This is a genomic window from Pseudoalteromonas sp. 11L1, assembly GCF_055397545.1.
In genome coordinates, this window is the sequence record NZ_AP041141.1 from 2500683 (window position 1) to 2524393 (window position 23711).

A 23711-nucleotide genomic window follows, 5' to 3' on the forward strand; every position below is an offset into this window, starting at 1 on the left:
GTTGTTTAGCGTACAAGTGTACGCTAAAGTACGGGGCAATTTCTAAGCAAAGATAAAGTGTTATGGAACCTAAAAATAGCTATACAAAAGAAGATTTGATCCTTTGTGGTCAAGGTGAAATGTTTGGTGAAGGAAATTGTCGTTTGCCAAGTGACAACATGTTAATGATGGATCGTATCATTTCAATTACCGATGACGGTGGTGAACATGGTAAAGGTCAAATAGTTGCAGAGCTAGATATCGACCCTAGCCTTTGGTTTTTTGACTGTCATTTTAAAGGCGACCCAGTAATGCCTGGTTGTTTAGGCTTAGATGCTATGTGGCAACTTGTGGGCTTTTTCTTAGGTTGGTCTGGTGGTCCAGGTCTTGGTCGTGCACTCGGTGTAGGTGAAGTTAAATTTACCGGTCAAATATTGCCAACAGCTAAAAAAGTAACCTACCGTCTAGACATGAAACGCGTTATTAAGCGTAAATTGTTTATGGGTATGGCTGATGGAACCGTAGAAGTAGATGGCCGCGTGATCTACGAAGCAAAAGATTTAAAGGTAGGCTTGTTCCAAGATACCAGCGCGTTTTAAGTTTAAAACACGCAACAAAAAGGCCTCCATTTGGAGGCCTTTTTGCTTTAATTCGTTATGAGTTTATGTTTTATACATATTGCGATTTTCTATTGCCTCGCGCCAACCACCAAGCCACTCAGACTTAGGATCAACTTGTTGATAAGGGCAGTGCTCTTTTGAGCGACCAGCTAAACCTGCTTTAAAACCTTGAGAATGAGCTCTTTCTAAACGATCTCTTTTCTGTCTCTTCATCGGTAAAATCCTCACCTTTATATTTATATTTTTGTAGCATAAAGTTCATCTACATTTAATAAATAGCCAACAAAAATGTTTAATTCAAACACAAAATACAATTAATTTGTTTGACTTTAACTAAGCTGCTGATGCAATGATAAATTAATTAAAAAATAAATTTATTGCTCACACTTAGTCAACTTTAACCTATATAACTTTATTAAAATGTTCCGACATATCGGCTCAAAAACACATAAGTGTCATATTTGTGACTGGCAATATAAGCTAAAGTTCCTCATTAATTTGTAATCGAAAAATGAACAGATTTCGTTGTTTTATAAAGATTGCAAATAAACACTTGATTATTTAAAACCGATCGGTCTAATATAAGTTATGAATAAAATATCAGCAGTTACAAATAGGCGTGGCCGCCCACCCAAAATAGCCAGAGACAACGCAGACACTAAAGCGTTGCTCCTTCGTGTGGGATTAGAAACCCTCACTGAGTTTGGTTTTAGTGCCACAGGGCTCGACACCATATTAAAAAAAGCCAAAGTCCCTAAGGGCTCGTTTTATCATTACTTTAAAAGTAAAGAAGCATTTGGCTTAGCTTTGGTTGATGCGTACGACACGTTTTTTATAGCTAAACTTAAGTTTTATTTAGAACAACCTGAAGTACCGCCCCTAGAACGCATTGTTAACTTTACCCAAAGTGCTATAGCTGGGATGCAAAAGTATGATTACAAACGCGGTTGTTTAGTAGGCAATTTAAACCAAGAACTCAATCATTTAAGTGACGAGTTTAAAATACGCCTAATGCAAAGTTACCATGCTTGGCAAGCACAGTTAACACAGTGCTTAGACTTAGCTCAACAGCAACATACTATTAAAACTGATGTTGATACTACACAAATGAGTGAATATTTTTGGATTGGTTGGGAAGGCGCTGTAATGCGAGCTAAACTAACACAATCAAGCAAACCACTGACTTTATACACAGAAATGTTTTTACGCGCATTACTCAGATAATGCATTTTTTTATCAATTTAAAGACGATCGGTCTAAAAGGAAATCTAATGAGCAATCCTATTAAAGCTATTGTTATAGATAAGCAAGACGACAACTACAGTGCCACTTTAAGCAGCATAAACAGTGACGATCTACCAAACGAAAATGTATTAATTGACGTACTGTACAGTACCCTAAATTACAAAGATGGCTTAGCCATTACTGGCAAAGGTCCTGTAGTTCGCAGCTTTCCTATGGTACCTGGCATTGATTTAGTGGGTACAGTTACTAACAGCGACAGTGAAGAATTTAAAGCTGGCGATAAGGTGATTTTAAATGGCTTTGGTGTTGGCGAAAAACATTGGGGTGGCCTAGCCCAAAAAGCGGCTCTTAGCAGCGATTGGTTAATTCCCCTACCCGCCAACTTATCAGCTAAACAAGCTATGCAAATTGGTACTGCCGGTTACACAGCAATGTTGAGCGTGATTGCCCTTGAAAAACAAGGGATCATCCCTGATTCAGGTGAAGTGTTAGTCACCGGTGCCAATGGTGGCGTAGGCAGTTTTGCTATTTATTTACTAAGCCAGCTAGGTTATCAAGTAACCGCAGCAACAGGTCGCATGGAACAAGCTGACTATTTAAAATCATTAGGTGCAACTAATGTAATTGATAGGAACGAGTTTTCAAACTCAGGTAAACCACTGCAAAAAGAACGCTTTGCTGCTGCAATTGATTCTGTAGGTAGTCACACACTTGCTAATATTTGTGCCTCACTTAAATACGGTGGTGTAGTAACAGCTTGTGGGCTTGCACAAGGTATGGATTTGCCAGCGTCTGTGGCGCCATTTATTTTACGTGGTATTTCTTTGATGGGTATTGATAGCGTAATGCGTCCTAAAGCGGAGCGTGTTGAAGCATGGGATCGTTTAGCATCCCTAGTTAGTAGCGATGACTTAGATAAAATTTCGACCGAAATCACACTTGATCAGGTTATTGAAAATGCCGAACAGCTCATGCAGGGCCAAATTCGTGGTCGTGTTGTGGTTAATTGTCAAAGTTAAGCATTTTTGCTATTAAACTCTCGTTATTAAATTTATAATACTGGCCGTATTTTTAATAACGAGAGAACACCTATGAGCAACCAAGAACTTTTCAGTAATAACCCACTGCAAGGCGTTAAATTAGAGCAAGTGGTTGAAGAACTGGTTGAGCAATATGGGTGGGAACTCCTGCATGCCTACTTACAACTCAACTGCTTTAAAAATAACCCTGACATTAAATCAGCAGTTAAATTTTTACGTAAAACCGAGTGGGCACAGCAAAAAGTAGATAATTTCTATTTGTACCGCCTTAAAAACTTACCACGCCCAGATGACGTACAATACGAACTACCGCCACGCGACCGTATTATCCCTGAGGGTGATAAGCCGGGTGAACCATGCGAGTTAAGTTTTTCTGATGCTAAGCGTATTCAAGAGAAAAAAGCAGCCAAACAACGTGCCCGTACTCGTAAACAACGTTCAAATTCAAGTAACCCTTGGGGTAACTAAGCTAATTTAATAAAAGAGCTAACTTTATTGTTAGCTTTTTTGTTTTTGCTTATTGAGGAAATTAATAGCCTCGGTGTTTCCAAAAATCATCTTCTGTTTTGGTCTGTTCATTAGTTAGATTAAATGTTTTATCCGCAATGACTTTTCCTGCTAATGATAAGGTCATACGCCAGTTACCTATTTTATCTTCTATAGGCTCCCACACGGTGTCGCCTAAATAAAACGACCAATCGTTATCTTTAACATACACTGTTCCCTCAAAAGGCTGCATCACTTCGCCATCGGCATCTATAATACCGGGGTGATAAATACAATAATGTAGCTTTTCGCCTTTGGCTTTTTTGATATTTACTATTAGGCCAAATTCCACATCAATACACGCGGTTACCTTTGTGGTGAATTGCGTGATTTGTGGTAACGATTTACTGGATTTGTTCCAGTTGGAATATATACCGTAACTTTCTAATGTAATTTGTGGTTTAGATTTTGCCATTTAACTTTCTATTTTTTCTTTCTATTGTTAAGCCACCAGCCTCAGCGAGTGACTTATTAATTAAGTAGTTGTTTTGGATTTTTAGGATAATAATTGCTGGGTTGCTGCTCGCATAAACTAAACTCGCGAGTATTTTTATACGGCAACTTCATAAAACCAGCGACCCCAACATCAGTTATATTAACCGCGTACTGCATGAGTTTATTTAGCAAACGTTTAAATTCAACTTCTTTACTAGCATCGAGTAATCGATAGTAATGGTGAATTTTCATCCTATCTGGTAGTGCTTCAAAAATAATACAACCCGTATGATGTATCTGGTTTAGCTCAAATACACATTTAATCACCTTTTTAGGCAGTTGCAGTTGTTCATCGGGATCTTTACCATCTTCAAAATATGAGTGCGGACGGGTTACCTCGCTGGCTTTTACATTAACCACTTCATAGTCAAGCTCAGGTAACTGGTTAAATTTGAACGCACCGGTACCATCGCGCTCTAGCTGAATCGTTTTACGGGCATCAAATAAACAACACTTAAATAAGCCCTTTTGACTAATCGCTTGTGCCAGCATTACAGTATTATTTACCGCATCAGTAAATGCGGTTGCTAAAGCTTCATCGTGCATAATAAGTGATGACTCAACATACAAAGAATCATCTTTCCAATGAAAACTCAGCCCCCCTACTACAGGGTATTTCGCTAAGCGACTAATTGACGCTAAAAACGCTTTTTCGGTATCCCCAGTATCAAACAAAAATTCTTTGTAATACCTATCTAACTGGGCATCGTTTACATCTAGTAATTGCTGTTTATGGTCGGCTTGGCGTAAAAATTGTTTGCGGGAACTATATACAACGGTTTCGGGCTCAGGATCTTGGCTAAACCAAAAAGGAATGCGTGCTTTAGTGTCTTGCTTTGGTAGCTCTGGTAAAAATGCTTTTGCCATAGTTTCTATGTTACGCATAAAATAGTCGCCGGCTTTATCCCTTACACTACGCTCTTTTGAAAGCATGCCGTCAATTACATTCGCAAGCTCTTTAGGGAGCATTAAACTACTGGCCGGAATAGCCTGAGCACCAAATCGACAAGACTGAGCCGATGCAAGTGCATACAAAGTTGATGCAACCCCCTGCTCATCAAAACGGGGGGATGACTTTTCGCCAGACATTTGCGCATCACCAATAAAATACACATCACCCATTCGCGCGTTAGTGGTGCTTAAATCACCCGACATTAAATCCATAAAATTACTGGCAATTGGGTTGCCTTGTTCATCTACTTGGGCATATACCGAACTACCCCAATCAACCAATGAAAGCTGCTTGGCATTTTCATCCCAAACCAAGTTAGAGGGTTTAATATCGCCATGCACAATAGGTTGTGGGCTTAATCCGTTTTTATGATGGCGTAAATCAAGCAACACGTTTCTTAATTTAACCGCTAAGTTCATTATTTTTGCAGCAGATAGTCGCCCTTGCTTAAGTGATACTTTTTCAAGATCTTCACCTATTGCACGAGCCATCATCAAAATGCCCTGTTTTTTAATTCGCTCAAAACCATAAAATTTTGGTATTAGCGGATTATCAATTTGAGACAGCATATACGCTTCGTCTTCAAGGCGATCTCGCACACTTTGTGCCAGCGTTATTCTTGAAAATTTAAACACCCAAGGCAGGCCATGTTCATCATCACCCGCAAATACAAATCCAAACGCACCAGAACCAATCATTTCAACATTTTTATAGCCAAGTAGTGTTAGCTGTTTAATACAAATGTTAAGCCATTGGCGATGCTTTTTGGCATCACGGTGCGATAACAAATAAACAGACTGTTCTTCGTTAATATAAAAGTTGCGAATTTCTTTTGCTTTCAATGCAGATTCTCTAGGTTGGTGGTTTAAAGCTGCGTAGTGCCTTTATGTTTGATAGTAACGCGACCGTTATTTTTATTAAACCTTTAAGGTCACTTCCATTAGTCAAATTTATATTATTTACTAATGATTTTGACGTATATCGCTGATATTTGCGGTTTCACCGTATCCTACTTACCCATAACAGTCTAAATAGGGTAAAACACCCCTTTAAATTATTCTTAGGTTAAAAAATGAAACGTATTATAAAAGCCTCTTCAATCGCGCTTGCACTGGGTATGTGTATTAATGCACAAGCAGCAGACTTTAATTTTTCTACAAAAGTAGACAGCGACGCAAATACGCTGGTTGTATTTTATAGCCAAGATGGCAGCAACAGCCAATTTAAAACACTTGATAAACAATTCGATGGCCAATTACAACGTGTTATCGATATAGAAAACTTTACTGGCGATTACGCTAAAGTCGCGCAACTTGTCGCGCCTAGTAAAAGTAACTACAGCCGTATTTTGGTTGTAGGTACAGGTAAAGCAGACGAATTAAATAAAGCAAAAGCGGCTAAGTTAGGCGGTAATATTCATGCTCGCCTAGTTAAAGCTAAAGCGGGCACTGCCAGTGTTATTTTTGATGATGTTACGGGTGCAAACGACAACGCAGCACTTGCTGCTAATTTTGCCCACGGTGCAAACCTACGCGATCACCGTTTTGAAAACTACAAAAAAGAACCAAGCACTGAAACAGTTAGCTATACGTTTGATGTTGATAACACCAAGCAAACTCGCAAGCTTTACAGCCAATTAGAGAGTATTCAAGCAGGTGTATTTTTAGCACGCGATTTAACCTCAGAAGTGGCTACAGAAATGACACCGGTTGATTTTGCCAATGCAGCAAAAGAATTAGCGTCGTTAGGTGTTACTATCAAAGTGTTAGAGCCTAAAGAACTAAAAGAGCTAGGCATGGGCGCATTAGAAGCTGTAGGTAGAGGTAGCCAGCAAGGTGCACGTTTAGTGGTAGCTCATTATAAAGGCTCTGACGATGCCCCTATTGCCCTTGTTGGTAAAGGTATTACGTTCGATTCAGGTGGTTACAGTATTAAAACCGGTGCGTCTATTGCACGTATGAAATCAGACATGGCTGGTGCTGCTGCAGTACTTGGTACTGTAAAAGCAATGGCGTTAGCTAAAGCAGATAGAAACGTGGTAGCCGTTATGGGCATGGCAGCTAATATGGTATCGCAGTTTGCTGTAGCTCCTGGCGATGTTGTTCGCACCGCTGAAGGCTTAAGTGTAGAAATTTTAAATACCGATGCTGAAGGTCGTTTAGTTCTAAGTGATGCAATGTGGTATGCTCGTGAGCACTACAAGCCAGAGATCATGATTGATGTTGCAACCTTAACGGGTTCTAAAATTCGTGCTGTTGGTAATGAATACGCAGCGGTATTCTCTGATGATGACACGCTAGTATCGCAACTTACCCTTGCAGGTAAACAAGTAAACGAAAACCTATGGCGTTTACCGTTAGGTTATAAAGATATGTTGAAATCTGACATTGCCGATATAACAAATGTGGGCTCAGGTGGCCCTGGTGCAACCACAGCCGCTTCTTTCTTAGAGCATTTTGCTGGCGAAACCCGTTGGGTACATATCGATATCGCTGGTAATGCATTAGTGAAAAAAGGCAAAGATGAGCTTTCACCAGGTGGTACAGGTTTTGGTGTACGTTTACTAAGCGAGTGGCTATTAGCTAACTAATCAAAATTAATTTGCTTAATTAAAAGCGCCAAAATGGTTTACTGTTTTGGCGCTTTTTTGTGTATAAATAACGTTCTTATTTATACACATTATTTTATTTAATAAGTAACAACAAAGCATATTGCTTTAACTATGTTTAGCTGGTTTAGAGAGCATTAAAGTGGCAATAACAATTAAATTTCCCACATACCATAAATCTTTAATTACAAATTGCCCTAACCGCGCCAACAGCGTACTTGAGCTAAATGCGTTAGGGGCATACAGTAAAAACGTTTGGGTCATTAAAAAAACGCTCAAGCATGCTAAACCACTAACTATAATTAGTTTTTTATTATTTAATAAAATACCAGCGCCTAGTAGTAGCGCAAATAATACATCAAACCCACCAATCACGTTCGACGCACCTTGTACGCTAAATAAACTATATAACCAAGACATAAAAGGCGAGGTTTCGACTAAGCCTACAATGGCCTTAGCTTCAAAATCGTAAAATTTCATACCGCCAATCCATAGCAAAACCATAGCCATAGGAATAAAGTTTAAAAGGACATGCTGTTTGTCGCTCATCTTATTTTTATAAAATAAAAATAAGTATAAAGGCACTACAGCAAAGTATTTAATTATTCCCTGCCCACTGCCAATAATAGGAAAGCCCCCTAACTGAGTCATCCAGCGATTACTTGCTAATAAGGTTAGTAAAGGCACAATGCTAACAACAAGCGCTAGCATAAATGCTGAGGTTGGCTGTATTAATTTAAAGTGTGCCAATAGGGTTACTACCACTAACATAATCATGGCTGTACCACTTAGTAGACCTAGCGTATTAGTATTTAATACGCTATCGAGCTCGTAAAAGCTAAATGTCGCTATTAGTGTGTTTGGATTTGCACCGAGCGCAAACGATACACCAAGTAGTATAAAACTAAGTGCAAGTAGAAAGGTAATTGCGTTATTTGCATATGTTAAGTTCATTGTGTGCCCTTTAAATCTTTAATGACTAACAAAGACCATATTTTTACAAAAAACAATTCAACTAACGCTAAATGATTTTATAAAATATCTGCAGACAAGATTTTATCCATTTGACTATAAATAATAATCGCACTAAGCAAATTTTTAATGACCCCACAGGCATTCGCTGCGGTAGCAATACTAAGAGCTTTTATTACAAACCTATAAGCGCGATACCGGCGAGATATTGCATGATCTATCGGTGCCAATTATATGTAAATGGTAAACATTGGGGTGGGTTTAGAATTGGGTTTAAGAGTATTAAACATTAAAAAAGGGAGACTCTGTCTCCCTTTTTACTGTTAACTTTTTTATTATTTAGGTAAACGCATTCGCGATACCGTATTATCAGTTAAAACATAATGATGAAACAAAGCCGCAGCCGCATGTAAGCCTATTACGTAATACCCCACTTCCCCTGCGGTTTCATGTATCTCTTTAATACTTTTAGCAAGCTCATTGTTTTGAGCAGCCAAAGCAGGTAATTCTAAACCAAAAAACGGGATGGGTTTACCTGCTAAACTCAAAATTAACCAACCAGCTATAGGCATAGCAAACATAAACACATACAGCGCAGTATGAACAAATGTAGCTAACTTATTTTGCCATTTCGCAGGCTCAGGTTGTATAGCAGGTGCTGCACCACCCACTAAACGCGCAACTACCCTCACACTAACTAAAGCTAGCACCGATAAACCCAACATAAAGTGCCACATTTTAAAGGCATCACGGGTTTCGGTACCCTTTTCAAATAATTCACGAAGTTCAATACTGCCGTACACAGTCACAATTAAAATAAACATCAACCAATGCAAAGCAACAGAGAGTGTATTGTAATGAGTATCTGTATTTTTAAAATTCATAATACCTCCTAATTAAACGCATTAAAGTTAAAAGCTCACTTATGCGTATGAGTACATGTTTTCAGGCTAACCTTTAATCATCCTCTGTTTAATGATCTGAAACATAAAATGAGTTAGTAACACAGATGCATGGTTTAATGATTCTGGAATTTAAGTATTAGTTACAATAACTGAGCAAGCTTAAAATAAACTTAAATAGTAGGCATAAAAAAACGGCAACCTTAAGTTACCGTTTTAAACAATTAACGTGTTTTAAAAGTAATAAACAGCAGTAAATATAAGAACAATGAGGTCGTCTGGCTTTGAGTAACTAATACTTTTACAGATTGCGCTTTTGATGTCTGAAGTAAAGATTTACGGCATATAGTTCGACCAGCATAGTTTTTAAAAGCGCGCGAAGTACGGTAGTTGCCTTAGCGCGATTTTATTTATTGTCTACGCTTTGTTAGGTTATTGTTTCAACCGAGCCAGCTGCTTAAGGGCATGTTGATTATTCGGCAAAAATACGAGTACTTTTTCGTAATTAGCTATCGCTTCTGGTTTATTTCCAAGTGCAGCATAGGTTTCACCTAAACTATCATAAGCATTTGCATTGTCGGGAAACAAATGAACATTTAGCTTAAATATCTCTAATGCCTTTGCTAGTTCATTTTTAGCCACATAGCGATAGCCCAAAAGATTAATTTCTTGCACATCAAACGCTGCACTTACTTTCATCTCATCCGCTAAAGTGATGGCTTGATTAAAGCCCTGTTTTTTAATCCCTTGGAAAAGTTTGAATAAGTCTTGTGACAACCCCCAACCATTTTCAGCTTTCATCTCAGGGTAATAAAAGCCAGCAATTTCATCAATAAAGAATATTGGCAAGCTTCCTAGCTTATTAGTTAATACAATGATGGTTAAGTTATCTTTTGGATAAATCACCATTGAATTAGCATCACCACCACTGGCACTTACTGCTGGATGCTGCTCTCGTCCAATTGTTTGCCAACCTAGAGCGTAACCATTTTCTAAATTGCTAAAACCTGCAGTTTGACCACTCTTTAAACGCGTTGGTGACCACATTTCTTTAAGGTACTTCTCATCAAGGAGTTTTCGTTGTTGAAGCGCTATCGCGTAATTAGCAAGCTCAGTTGCGGTAGCACTCATACCCGCCGCAGTTCTAAAGAATGGGTCGAAAGTTATTTGTACCGTCTTTAGCTTTCCTTGATTGCCAGTAACGTAAGGACGAGCTTGATTAGGGACAATAGATTCAGTATGAGCAAAACCTGCAGCCAAAGTTATAGGCATATCTAGTTTAGCCAACTGATTTTTCTGAATATAATTTGAAAAAGGCTGACCCGATAACTTATCAATAATTTTACCTAACAAAATGTAACCTGTTTGGTTGTACTCAAAGCGGCTATTGGTTTCATAACGCATTGGTAAAGTAAGTACTTCTTGCCACGCAGGATCTGGCTGACCATTAGAAATTAAATCAACCCAATGACCATTTAATATTTTAGGTAAACCAGAAGTATGGCTTAGCAGCTGACGGATAGTCAGCGGTTGCCATGCTTTAGGCAAATCATCTAAATGCTTAGAAATCGGATCGTTAACCGATAACTTGTTTTCAGCGGCAAGTTGCATAATTGCAACGCCAGTAAAAGCTTTAGTCATCGAAAAAATAGGAAAAGGGGTATGGTTTTGTACCGTGACCTGGTCTTGTAAGTTCGACAGGCCGTAACTGGCTTTTTTTATCAGCCTATTGTCTTTCACGATTGCCAGTTGTAATCCTGGAATATTAGCTGTGCGCATTTTCTCTAGTAAAAAGTCATCTATTTCATCGGCCTTTACCTGTGGTAGTAGGCTGGTAAGTAATAATGTGCTTAATGATAAAATGTGTAAGCTGCAACGAATGTTTTTCCTAAACATTGGAACGCGTTTTCCTTAATTGTAATAGTTTAGATAGAATACCTTTTATAAATAAAAATATTCAAAGGTAAATATATGGCTCGAAGTTAGTTATACATTTATACTCGAGTATCAGCGCTTATAGTTTAGCAAAATACGCATTAAAGACAATTGCTTAGATTTTTATACTAAGCAATGTTTTAAAGCGACAGCCACTTTAGTGAACGAACAAAATGCTAATATCAGTTCTCGGTGTTTAAGCGTCACAACGAAGAAACTTTAACGCCAGTCATTTGCAGCTCACCATTTGGCCTTGTCAAAATAAAGCGCGGGCTGACCATCTGCAAATTACTATGTATTAAGTTTAAAAACTGGATCCCCCCAGTTTGAGTGCTTCTTCCTGTTGTGTCTTCGCCAACCAATGGCGCAATTGAAAAATCTTGTAGGGTGTTAGCAAACACAATTGCTGACGAATAAGTGTAAGCCCCTATTTTTACAGCAACATCCCCGGTAAAAAAGTTAGCAAGATCAGGTTCTGGCTGTATAAAACGAGTGTTTTCACCAGACTCAATTTCACCTACTATTTGGCCTGGATCACGATACTTTAACAACACCTTAGAGCGATAATGGGAAAAGTGACGATATGGTACATCCGTTATATAACGCATAATTCCTGCCATCCAAAAGTCATCATCGCCACCGCCATTATTACTGATATCAATTATTAGGTGCTTTATGTTTTTTTCTGTTAGCTGAGTAAAAGTGGCGTCCATAAAGGCAAGGTATTGCTTAAAATCAGGCCATGAAAATGAATTAACTGTAAGGGTTGCCGTCTCACCTGTGTACTCAACATTAAAAGTATCTACAAATGAGCGTTCAACCATGCTTTGTGGCAAAGTTTTGCTCGCAGCTAGCGTGAGCTCTTCATCTGCTAAGGTAATGCTAAATTGTTCTGAGTAACCAAACGTTAAATATAATAAACGATGAAATTGACGTGCTAATACTTCCTGTCTAAATTCATCAGTATCACCATGTGTGCGGCGTAATAACTGAGCTACGACTTGCTCATATGGCACGCCATTAATCGCCTTTATTTGCTGCTCAGCATAGCCACTCTTGGTACCGCCCGTGTTAGATTTTATATAAAGTTGCTGGTTTACAATCGCAACTTCAAATGGAAAAAGCCCCAAGCCACCATTGACCCATTTACGCCATTGCGACGTAGAAGCATGCCCTACTTTTAAATGTCCATCAGCCAATGTTGAATTTAATACCGCTAAACGGGCCCATAATTCCCGCACGCTAAGTTCATCGGTAATAGCTGCGGTTATAGTATTTAGTTGCAAGTAAAAAGCATCAATGTCGGCCACACTGTGTTTTAAATCAGGGTGCGTACTGTGCAGCCATTGTGACCACTGCGCAATATCTCGCTTTGCTTGTTGAGGTGTGATTATTTGTTCAAAAGGTAAGTTAGTAGCTTGCACGGGCTTAATACCCGCAAAGCTAACTAATACCAATAATGCTATATTTAAAACCTGCTTAAAGTAGTTCATACAAAACCTTTATTATTTGCTTTAAAACTTAGTCGCAAAAACTGTTATAAAGGTTTAAATACAAAGTAAGAATATTTTTTTAGATGATATTTTGAGAGTCTTTTTCATAGCCCGCAATGATTGTTACGTGAGATACAGACACGTCAAAGAATTGAGCTTTTACTTTTAAATATTCAGGATCGGAAAAGAAGTTTTCTGAGATGGTTTTATTTGGGAAATGAATTGTAAAAACTCGATTAATAGGAGTATCAACTTTTGAAAGAAGAACCTCCGAAACTACAAAATCAAAACCGAAACCGCCACCAAAAGCACTAAGAATAGGTGCCATAGCCGCTCGATAGTCTGAATACGCGCCATTGTCCGAAACTTCCAAGCCAACTAAAAATTCATACATTTTGTAACCTATTATGTTAAAGACTAAACTAATCCATCACGCCCAAATAATAGGCAAATTTAGTTGATTTAAATAAGTGACGAAGGAGAAAAGCCAACAATTTTTTGTCCTGTTGTAATGGCTTGATTCTCATTAAGCCTCCTCCCCTGCATCGCGATTATTCAACTACGATGAAAGGGCAACCAACCTTATAGGAGACAGCTCAATGAACTTTTACAGTAACATGAATCCATAATTTGCTGTAAGCTACTTACTTAACAGACGAAGCAAACGAATTGTTTTTTGATTTAGAATTAAACGTCAATTTATGAAAACGGTAAAAAAACTAGTCCATTGACTCGGTTAAGGTTCATATATGTTAGCACTATAAAGTACGCATGAAATGGTCAATTATTGACTGTTTTATTTCAGGCGCTGTCTCTTGACTAAAACCATGACCTGTCGGATATGCGTTGTGTGTGACGGAATGTTTGAAATTATGTTTTTTAAGGTATTCCTCTATCTCGTTCGACATTTGAAATGAAGGCCAAACTTGATCGTTTTTTGCTGAAATCAGCAATATTGGACCATTTATTTTTTCGAAAGAGAATAATGAGTTTGCTACATTGTCTTTATTTTCTAAAGCAACTTCAAATCGATTAAGTAAAGGAGCCTTTTCATCAAGTTCCAAGCTTAAAGCAGGAATATCTTTTCCGTTAAATGTCCACGCTGACCTTGCTGTAGTCATTCCGTACCAAGCTACTTTGCTTGGAGTTGTCGCTACAACAGATTTTATGCGTGGTTCCTTCGATGCTAATAAAAGCGCTAATTCAGCTCCCCTAGAACCACCAATAAAACCAATTTTTGACGAATCTATTGAAGAAACAGTCTCAAGATAATCAATTGCACTTAAAAAATATTCTAAGGGTATTTGATCTAGTGTCTGAGCAATCCCTTTTTCTTTAAAGTAGGCGAGCCCTAATACAGCGATCCCATGTGGTGCAATCATTTTACCATTGGCATCACCTGTGCTGATTCCTCCCTCAGAACCACCGATTGCAATAACCACAGGAACTTTTTCTGAGGTATTAGGAAGATAGAGATTGGCAACAATGTTTTTGAACCTCACTTCCTTAACAAAAAAGTCTTGCGCACTTGATACGCTCGAAAATAAAGTTATCAATATAAATATAATACGCATGTCTTCCTCTTGTGGGACCAACGAGCCTGTAGATTAACTCGTTTTTTATTTGTTTTTATTTATAAACAAACCATAGCTGAGTTCCTATTTTGGTTCAATCAATTACTGTACTCTTACGCAACATATAAAGAAGTGTTTGATATTTTTAATCGGCGTTTTGAAGGGGATTACAAGTGTCTGAGTGGCTTTTATTTAGGGTAAAAAAATTATCGATCCAAGAACTTTCTTAGTCATGCTAAGTAAAGCTAGACCACTTATATTTAACAAGCTCTTCTACCAAAGGGTTACTCGTTTCAATTGGGTGACGGTGAATATACCGACTAAACATGCAATAAATAGTTATCTGCATCCACAAGCACCGCTTTGTAGCGCCCTCTAAACAACGCACCATCTGTATTATGTGTTCGATTAAAGTATTGAGTATAAAGGCCATTAATATGCTTCATGGCTCGGCCTAAATTTGCATCAGGGGTTTTGATTAGTAGGTGGTAATGATTGGTCATTAAACAATATGAATGAACTTCAATATTAAAGCGAAGGCTTGCTTGGTCAATGCAATATAAAAAATATTTAAAGTCGTCATCACTCAAAAAGGTATTTTCGCGTCCTCTTCCGCGGTTCATCACATGATAAAATGCGTTCTCGAACTCTATTCGCAGCGGCCTAGACATAGCGATTCACTTAATAAGCTGTAGACTTTAAATCTAGACCTTTGATATCTGAAGTCAAGACTTGACCCCTTTGATTGATAAATAGTAGGCATAAAAAAACGGCAACCTTAAATTACCGTTTTTAAAGAATTAACGTGTTTTAAATGTAATAAACCGTTAATTAAATTGAATGAACTTCTAGGTCATCAATCTTTGTATGCTAACCAATGCTTGTACAGTTCACTCTTTGATGTCTGAAGTCAAGATTTGACCCCTTTGGTTTTTTGAATAAAAAGATCAAGGAAACACAGCTGCCTGCTTGACCGAAACTTTCTAATGGGTGACCCCTTTGGTTTAAATGCTTTGTTATGCTGTTGTTGTCAGATATTCTACAAAATCGGCCGCACCAGCCTTTGCTTCAGTTTCGATCAGTTGGTCTGATTTTGTAAGGAAGCTATCTACACCTTCCAAAACATCCACAAAACTATCCCAAGGAAGACTAGCGATAATTGAGTCTTGGCTATGTGCTATTTCATTACGGATTCGCTCCACATATCTTATAAAACGCTCAACGCCCTTCTTATTAAAACCAAAACGCTCTATAAACTCTTTGGACTTTGCTAATAAGTCGCGCTTATCTGCTAATTGTAAGCAATCTAAGAGAGATAGATCTTGGTTATTTTGCTTACGTAGCTCGTAAGTTTCTTGAGCTTTGGCCACTCTCTGTTCTGATATGCGTTCTTGCCAAGCATTATCTGGATATTCATAACGAATCCATGAGTTCAAATGCATTTCAAAGAGAGATAACATTCCAAAAACATATATTCGTACAGGAGGCTTATTTAAGTCTGCTTTTGTAATTATGCCGACTATGTTCGCTCCATGATTAACATAAAGGAAATCACTCGCTTGAAGGACAGTTAGAAGGTTGGCTAAAGGAGTAGAATCTGATATGACTTGTTCAAGTTTAATGTCCATCCGATATTGACTTATGCTGCCATCCTTTAGATCAGATGAGTTTACATAACCAATGACCTTTTGATTTTTATCAATCACCCCCGCAGTATCAAACTGCCGGCTCATTAGTGTCTCTTTAACATGACCAGATGAATCATCTACATGACAACAAAGCAAAGGCTCGTATATATCTCGAACTGTGACGCTATCGATAAATATCTTTTTCAATGCACTAAAACGAGTGCCGTTTCTGCGATAACCCGTTATTGGTGACATCCACAGTTGATAACCCATTTGATAAAACCTTTGAATTTAATAAAGCAGCATAACAACTTTATCAAAGGACACTTTCTTATTTTCATGCAATGCGCGTCCTCTTTATTATTTTAATATTAGTAACAAAACCTGTAACACATTGCCAGCTTTAAATTTTAAGTCATGCTGTTATTTAAATAATCTACAAAAAAGAAGAAAACATCACCATTTCTTGACTTAGGAGGGAAAACACCAACACTGTATATAAATACAGCCACCTAGATTTGAAGTGAAAACGAATTAAAATGGGTGTCATGTTTATTTGTTTCTATGGGTGCCCCCTTTGGTTTTGGTACAGGCACTTGTTAAGTTTCTTTTTTAGGAAGGTACTTTTCATATTTTTCTGGAAGTAACCCATACTGCCCCCATGCATCCAAGAAGCTTTTAGGGGTATCCACACCCTCCCATCCTATGTCTGAATGGAACAGTATATATCGTCCAATTTTCGTAGAATCAATGTTCTTTCTCTCATCAAATTTGGGGTAAGTATATAACTTAAACTCTTCGAAGTTAGGGGTTTCGACGTAAATGATATTGCGATATGTCAATCTTCTATAGTTTGAAATTTTCGCAAAAAATAATCGAGGTAACTTATCAAAGCCATCAACAACTATGCTTGTAGGGTTAAGAGCATCTCTCAGAATTCTCAAGTTTTTTGATTCTGGTAGAATATATGCTCGATGAACATTTTTATCGAAGTTCCTACAAAGCGCACCAATATTCTTTATTTTACTTGGCAGCTTAAACTCTTCTCCATTGTGGCGACCTATTACAACATCAGTTTCAGGACCATTTTCATCTTCGACAGGCGTACGTTCATATTCCTTTAGCTTGTCGTCTTCATCTGAGATTACTGGTGGATCAAGCTGCCAGCTAGAGACAATAACTAACTCTTCATTTTCAATTGCTTTTTTTGCTTCTTCTTCATTCTTATACAGTTGCCCCTGCTTTTTTTGAACTTTTAGGCGGCAATTAACATGAGAAAAAGACGGCTTGTGCTTGTAATGGGCAGTTATAGCATTGGTTGTTATATTTTTTAGGTCTGGGGTTCTAGATAACGGAGTTGTACAAACAGGGCAATATACTTTACCCTTCATTGCTGCTGTAAAATCCTCTGGCAACACTTGTGTAGACTGTGCCTCTAGTTGTTCTTTTGAACCTACCCCATAAAGCCAGCTATTTGAATGTAAAGCAAAAGCTATAAGGTGTTTATTCTCTTCCATATATACTCCACAGCTTGCGGAAATTTAACGCCTCATTAAGAGGCTATAAAATAGTTGGTTAAAATAAGCGAGGCACGAGCAAAAAACAACTGTTTTTTGTCCTGCTTTAATGACTTCTTACATGGCATTTTCTTCGGCCGATGAAGCTACTAACTTTAGCTTTTCATTGTACGCTGTTGAGTCGATAGCATGGTGTGCTCGACGGTGGCAATTGGGGCAAAGAGCTACTACGTTTTTAGGATGATCAGGCCCGCCATCAGCCAGCCTATGCACATGATGGCACTCTAAGAAAGGTCCTTTCCTTGTTTTAAACGGAGCCTCTGCATTACAGCCTTCACAAATTCCTTTTGAGCGAGCTAGTAAATAAAGTTTAAGAGCTTCAGAGCGATAATGAGCAGACTCTCTTTTTTCTTTAGGTTTTGAATTACTAGGAGCTTTATGTAAAGCGGCTTTCCTTAATTCTTTTAAGCTCTTATTCTTCAGTGTTTTAACATCATTCTTTTTCCCAGAATCGTAATCTGATCTTGGTTCATTAATCTCGTTTTCAGCTTCGATGGAGTTTATATCAAGGTGAAAGATGAATGCATTTCTTTCATCTCCATTTGTGTCTGGCCGAACTTCTTCGTGAAATCCTAGACATTCAGCAGTACCTAAGTAACGTACATAACTTTTTTTAGTTGATTCAAAGACGTGAATTGTTTTGTTGTTTTCTTTGTGATCACGAATAGCCTTATTACCAACTACCATTTTCATGTCGCCAGTTTGGCCTTCGCCGGTATACCAGAAAACCCCATCATTCCTATATTCATCTCTATATCCATGTTCTTCTCCAGATTGAGAAGTGAATATAAAAACGACTGGAAAATTTTTCGGGGTTGAAATACCGCCGCCACCTTGACCACCATATTTGCCGTGTATATCAAGTTTGCGTTTGTATTCTTTTCCTATTTCAAACACCACACTTCCTTATGCCTTGTAACAGCTTATTGAACACCACTTTTGGGGGTTATAAAACCCCAAAACGGCGTATATTAACATGGCTCAATAATTCCACTAAATAACCTCAATGTAAACAAGTTATTACGCAAGTTATAAAATTATCGATGTTAAAATATACCAAAACGACTTTTAATAATGTTATTGGAAAAAACACCATTAACTGTCTATATATACAGTGTCCTTTTTTATTTGAATATCGTTTATGAAACCCCTGTTTCTAACCATGATTAAATTATAATGGTGCGATTTAAAACAAAAAAGCACAGCCAAAAGAGCTGTGCTTTCAATAATTAAACTAGATCTAACAAAGTTATAAACGTATGCCGCCGTCTATCTCTACTACACGGCCAGTGAAAAAGTCGTTTTCGATAATATACTGAGCAGTATGGGCTATTTCAGCGGTTTCACCTAAGCGCCCTACGGGTGTTACAGCAAGCATGCGCTGTTTAGCTTCGGGCTTCATTACATCTGTCATGGCGGTGCTAATAACACCCGGGGCAATGGCGCCAACGCGAATACCAAAACGGCCAAGCTCTTTAGCCCATGTAGTGGTTAGTGCCACAACACCTGCTTTTGAGGCAGCATAGTTAGTTTGGCCAATATTACCCGCACGCGCTACGCTCGACATGTTTACAATTACGCCGCCTTTGCCTGATTCAATCATGTGGCTAGCCGCTTCGCGCCCTGCTAAAAATACGCCTGTTAGGTTAACGTCAATCACTGATTGAAATTGATCAAGCGACATTTTTTTAACCACTTTGCCGTCTTTAGCTTTTATAAACATGCCATCGCGTAAAATGCCGGCGTTATTAATTAATACCCCAATGTGACCAAAGTCACTGTTAATGGTATTAAATACATCTTCAACTTCGCTCTCAACGGTTACATTAGCGCTGTAGCCTTTAATAGTGCCTGTTACGCCTGCTAATGCAGATAACTGCTCGGTTGCTTCATTTAATTGGGCTTGCGCCATATCAATTAAGGCAATATTAGCGCCCATTAAGGCAAACTTTTGCGCCATTGCAAAACCTAAGCCTTGTGCGCCACCGGTAATAACTACGGTATTATTTTTTATTTCCACAATACTTTCCTACTTCGAAAACAATTTAAAAATGGCACTAAAATCATCACTGCCTGCACCTTGGTGCTGCATCATAGTGTATAAATTTTTAGCCATTGAGCCCATTGGCGTTAGTGAATTACTTTGCTGCGCTGCTTCCATAGCAAGGCCTAAGTCTTTAGCCATTAAATCGACCATAAAGCCAGGTTTATAGTCGTTACTAGCTGGTGCGGTTTCCATAACACCTGGGCAGGGGTTATAAAGTTCTAACGTCCAGTTACGACCCGAGCTTGCGCTCATTATGTCGCTGAGTACTTTTGCGTCGAGGCCGTTATTAATTCCCATTTGAATGGCTTCACTGGTGCCTGCCATTAAAATACTCAACAGCATATTGTTACATATTTTAGCAACTTGCCCTGCGCCAATATCACCAGCATGGAATATGTTTTTACCCATATCGACTAATACAGTATTGGCTTTATCGAATGCAGCTTGCTCACCACCCACAATAAAGGTTAACGTGCCCGCTGTTGCGCCTGCTACACCACCCGATACAGGTGCATCAACAAACGCAATGCCTTGCTCGCCAAGGGCATGGCCTACATCACGAGCTGATTGTGCATCTATGGTTGAACAATCAATCACTAAAGTGCTTTTACTTAGTACTTTAATTAAACCCGATTGCTCGTCTGTGCCTAAATAAAGTGATTTAACATGTTTGCTTGCCGGTAGCATGCTAATTAGCACATCAGCCTCGTGCGCACAGTCACTTGCGCTTTGCGCCGCACTAGCCCCATGATTCACAAGCTCTTTAACGGCCTCTGCACTTAAGTCAAAAACGCGCACACTGTGGCCTGCTTTAACTAAGTTTGCTGCCATTGGGCCGCCCATGTTACCTAAACCAATAAATCCTATATTAAGTTTACTCATCGCTTTACCCTTGTAAATTTAGTTGTGAAAAGTACGGCTCTAGCGGATGTTGCTCGCCAAAGCGATTTGCAAAAAAGCTCTCTACTACTTCGCTTGGCACATTAGCTAAGGTTTTAAACTGCCACTGTGGCGTACCGTCTTTATCGATTAGTAAGGCACGTACACCCTCTTGAAACTCGCCCACTTCGCCAGCACGAACCGACATGCCTAATTCCATTTTAAAACAGTCAGCTAAGTTTTTGCCTTTGCTGTGTTTAAGCTGCTCACTCACTAAAGCACAACTTAATGGACAACCATGCGCCAACGATTTTTGTGCACGTTGTAGCCATTTGTCATCTGTGGTTAGGTTTAAAATGTAATCTACCTGCTGCTGTAACGTGTCAAAGTCGCCTAACTTTTGAATTAGCGATAAGTTGGCTTTTAAATTGCCTTTAGGCATACGGCTAGAGTTGTTATCTAACTCAATAAGCAAGTTACTTAGCTTGTCGTGGTTTAAACTTGCTGTTTTACCCCATTTAGTATTGAGTAACGCTTCAACAAGCTCTGGGTATTTATCGGCATTTACAAAGTGATCGGCAAGCGATACAAGCTTAGCGTCTTCACAATTTATTGATGCCGAGGTCAGCCCTAAAAACAAACCAACATGAGCAGGCATTTTATGTAAAAAATAACTGCCACCTACATCAGGGTAAAGCCCAATGGTTTGCTCTGGCATGGCAATGCGTGATGTTTCAGTAACAACACGATGACTGGCACCGGCCATTAAACCTAAACCGCCGCCCATTACAATACCGTTACCCCAGACTAAAATGGGTTTGTTGTAGCAATGAATTAGGTAATCCAGCTGATACTCTTGAGTAAAAAACTCTTCAACCAGTGAGCTCGGTTTACCCTCACTCATTGCTTTGTGTAAGCTCACTACATCGCCACCGGCACAAAATGCTTTTTCATCTGCGCCTTTAAGAACCACTAATGCAATGTTATCGTCTTTGTCCCATTGCTGTAGTTGTGGCTCGAGTAAGCTGATCATCTCAAAATTTAACGCGTTTAATGACTTAGGCGCGTTAAGCGTAGCAAAACCAATGAGTCGGCCATTGTCTGTGGTTGCCGTTTCAAATACCACGGCAGCATCAGCTGAATTTAAACGGGTTAATTCACTCATTAGCCATTCACCCAATTAGCTTTGCGTTTTTCTAAAAAGGCGTTCACGCCCTCTTGCTGATCTTCGGTATCAAATAAACCAACAAACAGCTCTCGCTCCAGTGGCAATGCATTCGCCATTGGCTGATGACGCCCTTTTTGAATCAATGTTTTACATGCAGCAACCGACGATGGGCTTTGCTCTGCTACTTGGTTTGCTAGTTTTAGTGCTGCTGCAAAGCTTTCACCTTGTGCAACCACTTCTTCCACTAAGCCAATTTGTAGCGCTTTATCGGCTTTTAAGCGCTCACCGCATAAAATCATGCGTTTTGCCCAGCCTTCACCTACGAGCCATGCTAAGTTTTGCGTTCCACCAGCACAGGGTAATAAACCCACTTTTGCTTCAGGCAATGCCATTTGTGCTTGCTCTTCGGCAATACGAATATCACAAGCAAGCGCTACTTCAAGCCCGCCACCCATTGCATAGCCATTAATGGCTGCAACCGACACGCCTCTAAAATTAGTTAGCGCTTCAAACGCTTCACCAAATACACATGACATATCTGCGGCGACACCTTTGTCGCCACTGGCAAATACATTTAGGTCGGCACCGGCGCTAAAAAACTTCTCGCCTTCACCAGTCAGTACTAATGCATAAATATTTTTATTAGTGTTGAGCTGATTAACTGTGTCTTTAAGCGCCACTAAAGTGTCTTTCGTCCAGGTATTCGCTGGCGGATTCGACATAGTTAAAATAGCTACATGGCCTTCAATAGTTAACTCAATGCTAGGATTTGACATACTAATCTCCTTATAAAACTTCGCTGGCTGATTCGGCTAAGATACGACGCGCAATAATTACGCGCATAATTTCGTTAGTGCCTTCTAGAATTTGATGAACACGTACGTCACGTACATGGCGTTCAAGTGGGTACTCTTTTATGTAACCATAGCCACCATGAATTTGCAGCGCATCGTTACACACAGTAAAACCAACATCGGTTGCAAAGCGTTTAGCCATAGCACAATAAGTAGTTTTTTCACTGTCGTTAGTATCAAGTTTAAACGCCGCGAGTCGTACCATTTGGCGTGCTGCTACAAGCTCGGTATTCATATCGGCAATTTTAAATTGTAGCGCTTGAAATGCTGCCAATGGCTTACCAAATTGGGTACGCTCTTTTAAATACTCACGTGCAGTATTTAATGCAGCTTGTGCAGTGCCAATAGAACAAGTGGCAATATTAATACGGCCACCATCTAAACCTTGCATGGCAAACTTAAAGCCTTCGCCCTCAGCGCCTAACAAGTTTGCTGCTGGAATTCGTACATCTTCAAAACTGATTAAGCGTGTTGGTTGGGCATTCCAACCCATTTTTTCTTCTGCTTTGCCGTACTCAATACCTTTGGCATCTGCTGGTACAACAAACGCTGAGATTCCACTTGGGCCATCTGCCCCTGTACGTGCCATTACCACTAAAATCTCTGTTTCACCGGCGCCTGAAATAAACATTTTTGAGCCGTTAATAACATACTCATCACCATCACGAACTGCTTTAGTTTTTAATGAGGCAGCATCAGAGCCAGAACCTGGCTCAGTTAAACAGTAAGAGGCTAACAACTCGCCCATTACCAATTGTTCAACATATTTATCTTTTACTGCATCGGTACCAAAGCTTGCGATCATCCAGGTTGCCATATTATGAATGGTCAGCATAGCCGTGGTAGCTGTACAACCCAGTGCAAGTTGTTCAAAAATAATGCTTGAATCTAAACGAGATAAACCTAAGCCACCGGCTTCTTCAGGCGTGTATAAGCCACAAAAACCAAGCTCACCAGCGGCTTTAATGGTGTCTTTTGGGAAAATATGTTCGCGATCCCACTTAGCAGCGTGTGGTGCTAGTTCAGATTCTGCGAATTGGCGCGCCGTTTGCGCAAAAGCTTGTTGGTCTTCAGATAAGTTAAAGTCCATGGTAGACCTCTTGTTGTGTTTTGTTTGTTGTCGGTGCATCCCACAAAGGGAGTTATTAGTGAGGAGCGACAACATTGTGTGTTGTGCCCCTCTTTTTTATTGATTAT

Annotated in this window: 23 protein-coding genes and 1 pseudogene; 6 read left to right on the forward strand and 18 right to left on the reverse strand. The window is 39.2% G+C overall.

Annotation, left to right across the window (positions count from 1 at the left end; all coding sequences use genetic code 11):
• Positions 1-62 precede the first annotated feature (62 nt).
• Positions 63-578, forward strand: coding sequence for a bifunctional 3-hydroxydecanoyl-ACP dehydratase/trans-2-decenoyl-ACP isomerase (gene fabA / locus ACZ5WS_RS11775; protein ID WP_010389976.1), 516 nt, complete (start codon positions 63-65; stop codon positions 576-578).
• Positions 579-641: 63 nt separating this feature from the next.
• Here fabA and rmf read toward each other — a convergent pair whose 3' ends face one another.
• Positions 642-812: a ribosome modulation factor gene (gene rmf / locus ACZ5WS_RS11780; RefSeq protein ID WP_008114656.1), complete on the reverse strand. Its 171-nt coding sequence runs from the start codon at positions 810-812 to the stop codon at positions 642-644.
• 375 nt (positions 813-1187) lie between these two features.
• On the opposite strand from rmf, the gene acuR reads away from it, so the two are divergent.
• The 3 genes from acuR (at position 1188) to ACZ5WS_RS11795 (ending at position 3352) form a co-directional block, all read left to right on the forward strand.
• A complete protein-coding gene (gene acuR, locus ACZ5WS_RS11785) occupies positions 1188-1823 on the forward strand; it encodes an acrylate utilization transcriptional regulator AcuR (RefSeq protein ID WP_290171585.1) in 636 nt (211 codons plus the stop codon).
• 47 nt (positions 1824-1870) lie between these two features.
• The gene (gene acuI / locus ACZ5WS_RS11790) at positions 1871-2863 is read left to right on the forward strand and encodes an acrylyl-CoA reductase (NADPH) (RefSeq protein ID WP_464708718.1); all 993 of its coding nucleotides are present in this window, start codon (positions 1871-1873) and stop codon (positions 2861-2863) included.
• 72 nt (positions 2864-2935) lie between these two features.
• Entirely contained in the window at positions 2936-3352 is a 417-nt protein-coding gene (locus ACZ5WS_RS11795; RefSeq protein WP_008114664.1) for a VF530 family protein, read from the forward strand.
• Positions 3353-3413: 61 nt separating this feature from the next.
• On the opposite strand, the gene ACZ5WS_RS11800 is transcribed toward ACZ5WS_RS11795, so the two are convergent.
• Positions 3414-3845: a DUF3859 domain-containing protein gene (locus ACZ5WS_RS11800; protein ID WP_464708719.1), complete on the reverse strand. Its 432-nt coding sequence runs from the start codon at positions 3843-3845 to the stop codon at positions 3414-3416.
• 56 nt (positions 3846-3901) lie between these two features.
• Positions 3902-5719: a protein kinase domain-containing protein gene (locus ACZ5WS_RS11805; protein WP_076919534.1), complete on the reverse strand. Its 1818-nt coding sequence runs from the start codon at positions 5717-5719 to the stop codon at positions 3902-3904.
• 230 nt (positions 5720-5949) lie between these two features.
• Between ACZ5WS_RS11805 and ACZ5WS_RS11810 the strand changes: the two genes are divergently transcribed.
• The gene (locus ACZ5WS_RS11810) at positions 5950-7467 is read left to right on the forward strand and encodes a leucyl aminopeptidase (RefSeq protein WP_464708720.1); all 1518 of its coding nucleotides are present in this window, start codon (positions 5950-5952) and stop codon (positions 7465-7467) included.
• 126 nt (positions 7468-7593) lie between these two features.
• On the opposite strand, the gene ACZ5WS_RS11815 is transcribed toward ACZ5WS_RS11810, so the two are convergent.
• Positions 7594-8439: a DUF417 family protein gene (locus ACZ5WS_RS11815; RefSeq protein ID WP_464708721.1), complete on the reverse strand. Its 846-nt coding sequence runs from the start codon at positions 8437-8439 to the stop codon at positions 7594-7596.
• Positions 8440-8561: 122 nt separating this feature from the next.
• On the opposite strand from ACZ5WS_RS11815, the pseudogene ACZ5WS_RS11820 reads away from it, so the two are divergent.
• Positions 8562-8750: pseudogene (locus ACZ5WS_RS11820) on the forward strand (methyl-accepting chemotaxis protein); the annotation flags it as partial.
• 42 nt (positions 8751-8792) lie between these two features.
• On the opposite strand, the gene ACZ5WS_RS11825 reads toward ACZ5WS_RS11820, so the two are convergent.
• From ACZ5WS_RS11825 to ACZ5WS_RS11890, 14 genes are all read right to left on the reverse strand, one after another.
• Positions 8793-9341 carry a cytochrome b gene (locus tag ACZ5WS_RS11825; RefSeq protein WP_464708722.1) on the reverse strand — a complete coding sequence of 183 codons (549 nt, stop codon included), beginning with the start codon at positions 9339-9341 and terminating at the stop codon, positions 8793-8795.
• A gap of 450 nt (positions 9342-9791) precedes the next feature.
• On the reverse strand, positions 9792-11255 hold the full coding sequence (locus ACZ5WS_RS11830; protein ID WP_464708723.1) for a serine hydrolase: 1464 nt from the start codon (positions 11253-11255) through the stop codon (positions 9792-9794).
• Positions 11256-11497: 242 nt separating this feature from the next.
• Positions 11498-12787 carry a S41 family peptidase gene (locus ACZ5WS_RS11835; RefSeq protein WP_464708724.1) on the reverse strand — a complete coding sequence of 430 codons (1290 nt, stop codon included), beginning with the start codon at positions 12785-12787 and terminating at the stop codon, positions 11498-11500.
• Positions 12788-12866: 79 nt separating this feature from the next.
• Positions 12867-13181, reverse strand: coding sequence for a DUF1330 domain-containing protein (locus ACZ5WS_RS11840; protein WP_178956048.1), 315 nt, complete (start codon positions 13179-13181; stop codon positions 12867-12869).
• Positions 13182-13545: 364 nt separating this feature from the next.
• The gene (locus ACZ5WS_RS11845; protein ID WP_464708725.1) at positions 13546-14361 is read right to left on the reverse strand and encodes an alpha/beta hydrolase family protein; all 816 of its coding nucleotides are present in this window, start codon (positions 14359-14361) and stop codon (positions 13546-13548) included.
• 320 nt (positions 14362-14681) lie between these two features.
• Positions 14682-15032 carry a transposase gene (locus ACZ5WS_RS11850; RefSeq protein WP_464708726.1) on the reverse strand — a complete coding sequence of 117 codons (351 nt, stop codon included), beginning with the start codon at positions 15030-15032 and terminating at the stop codon, positions 14682-14684.
• Between the two features lie 345 nt (positions 15033-15377).
• Entirely contained in the window at positions 15378-16262 is an 885-nt protein-coding gene (locus tag ACZ5WS_RS11855; RefSeq protein WP_464708727.1) for a CBS domain-containing protein, read from the reverse strand.
• Between the two features lie 326 nt (positions 16263-16588).
• Positions 16589-17506: a hypothetical protein gene (locus tag ACZ5WS_RS11860; protein WP_464708728.1), complete on the reverse strand. Its 918-nt coding sequence runs from the start codon at positions 17504-17506 to the stop codon at positions 16589-16591.
• Between the two features lie 117 nt (positions 17507-17623).
• A complete protein-coding gene (locus ACZ5WS_RS11865) occupies positions 17624-18463 on the reverse strand; it encodes an HNH endonuclease (protein WP_464708729.1) in 840 nt (279 codons plus the stop codon).
• Positions 18464-18815: 352 nt separating this feature from the next.
• Positions 18816-19586, reverse strand: coding sequence for an SDR family oxidoreductase (locus ACZ5WS_RS11870; protein WP_008114682.1), 771 nt, complete (start codon positions 19584-19586; stop codon positions 18816-18818).
• Between the two features lie 9 nt (positions 19587-19595).
• Positions 19596-20495: a 3-hydroxyisobutyrate dehydrogenase gene (gene mmsB, locus ACZ5WS_RS11875; RefSeq protein WP_075169250.1), complete on the reverse strand. Its 900-nt coding sequence runs from the start codon at positions 20493-20495 to the stop codon at positions 19596-19598.
• 4 nt (positions 20496-20499) lie between these two features.
• Positions 20500-21657, reverse strand: a complete 1158-nt coding sequence (locus tag ACZ5WS_RS11880) for an enoyl-CoA hydratase/isomerase family protein (protein ID WP_464708730.1) — start codon at positions 21655-21657, stop codon at positions 20500-20502.
• Complete coding sequence (locus ACZ5WS_RS11885; protein WP_036982737.1) at positions 21657-22436, reverse strand: enoyl-CoA hydratase; 780 nt, start codon at positions 22434-22436, stop codon at positions 21657-21659. The genes ACZ5WS_RS11880 and ACZ5WS_RS11885 overlap by 1 nt, the downstream gene beginning before the upstream one ends.
• Before the next feature lie 10 nt (positions 22437-22446).
• Positions 22447-23604, reverse strand: a complete 1158-nt coding sequence (locus ACZ5WS_RS11890; protein ID WP_008114688.1) for an acyl-CoA dehydrogenase family protein — start codon at positions 23602-23604, stop codon at positions 22447-22449.
• Between the last annotated feature and the right edge of the window lie 107 nt (positions 23605-23711).

Excerpts from the sequence above, each read along its gene's own strand:
- ACZ5WS_RS11840 (WP_178956048.1), bottom strand. The coding sequence starts at position 13,181 with ATGTATGAATTTTTAGTTGGCTTGGAAGTTTCGGACAATGGCGCGTAT.
- ACZ5WS_RS11890 (WP_008114688.1), bottom strand. The coding sequence starts at position 23,604 with ATGGACTTTAACTTATCTGAAGACCAACAAGCTTTTGCGCAAACGGCG.
- acuI (WP_464708718.1), top strand. The coding sequence starts at position 1,871 with ATGAGCAATCCTATTAAAGCTATTGTTATAGATAAGCAAGACGACAAC.
- acuR (WP_290171585.1), top strand. The coding sequence starts at position 1,188 with ATGAATAAAATATCAGCAGTTACAAATAGGCGTGGCCGCCCACCCAAA.
- ACZ5WS_RS11880 (WP_464708730.1), bottom strand. The coding sequence starts at position 21,657 with ATGAGTGAATTAACCCGTTTAAATTCAGCTGATGCTGCCGTGGTATTT.
- ACZ5WS_RS11885 (WP_036982737.1), bottom strand. The coding sequence starts at position 22,436 with ATGTCAAATCCTAGCATTGAGTTAACTATTGAAGGCCATGTAGCTATT.
- ACZ5WS_RS11810 (WP_464708720.1), top strand. The coding sequence starts at position 5,950 with ATGAAACGTATTATAAAAGCCTCTTCAATCGCGCTTGCACTGGGTATG.
- ACZ5WS_RS11825 (WP_464708722.1), bottom strand. The coding sequence starts at position 9,341 with ATGAATTTTAAAAATACAGATACTCATTACAATACACTCTCTGTTGCT.
- ACZ5WS_RS11835 (WP_464708724.1), bottom strand. The coding sequence starts at position 12,787 with ATGAACTACTTTAAGCAGGTTTTAAATATAGCATTATTGGTATTAGTT.
- fabA (WP_010389976.1), top strand. The coding sequence starts at position 63 with ATGGAACCTAAAAATAGCTATACAAAAGAAGATTTGATCCTTTGTGGT.
- rmf (WP_008114656.1), bottom strand. The coding sequence starts at position 812 with ATGAAGAGACAGAAAAGAGATCGTTTAGAAAGAGCTCATTCTCAAGGT.
- ACZ5WS_RS11800 (WP_464708719.1), bottom strand. The coding sequence starts at position 3,845 with ATGGCAAAATCTAAACCACAAATTACATTAGAAAGTTACGGTATATAT.
- ACZ5WS_RS11815 (WP_464708721.1), bottom strand. The coding sequence starts at position 8,439 with ATGAACTTAACATATGCAAATAACGCAATTACCTTTCTACTTGCACTT.
- ACZ5WS_RS11850 (WP_464708726.1), bottom strand. The coding sequence starts at position 15,032 with ATGTCTAGGCCGCTGCGAATAGAGTTCGAGAACGCATTTTATCATGTG.
- ACZ5WS_RS11860 (WP_464708728.1), bottom strand. The coding sequence starts at position 17,506 with ATGGAAGAGAATAAACACCTTATAGCTTTTGCTTTACATTCAAATAGC.
- ACZ5WS_RS11830 (WP_464708723.1), bottom strand. The coding sequence starts at position 11,255 with ATGTTTAGGAAAAACATTCGTTGCAGCTTACACATTTTATCATTAAGC.
- mmsB (WP_075169250.1), bottom strand. The coding sequence starts at position 20,495 with ATGAGTAAACTTAATATAGGATTTATTGGTTTAGGTAACATGGGCGGC.
- ACZ5WS_RS11795 (WP_008114664.1), top strand. The coding sequence starts at position 2,936 with ATGAGCAACCAAGAACTTTTCAGTAATAACCCACTGCAAGGCGTTAAA.
- ACZ5WS_RS11845 (WP_464708725.1), bottom strand. The coding sequence starts at position 14,361 with ATGCGTATTATATTTATATTGATAACTTTATTTTCGAGCGTATCAAGT.
- ACZ5WS_RS11855 (WP_464708727.1), bottom strand. The coding sequence starts at position 16,262 with ATGGGTTATCAACTGTGGATGTCACCAATAACGGGTTATCGCAGAAAC.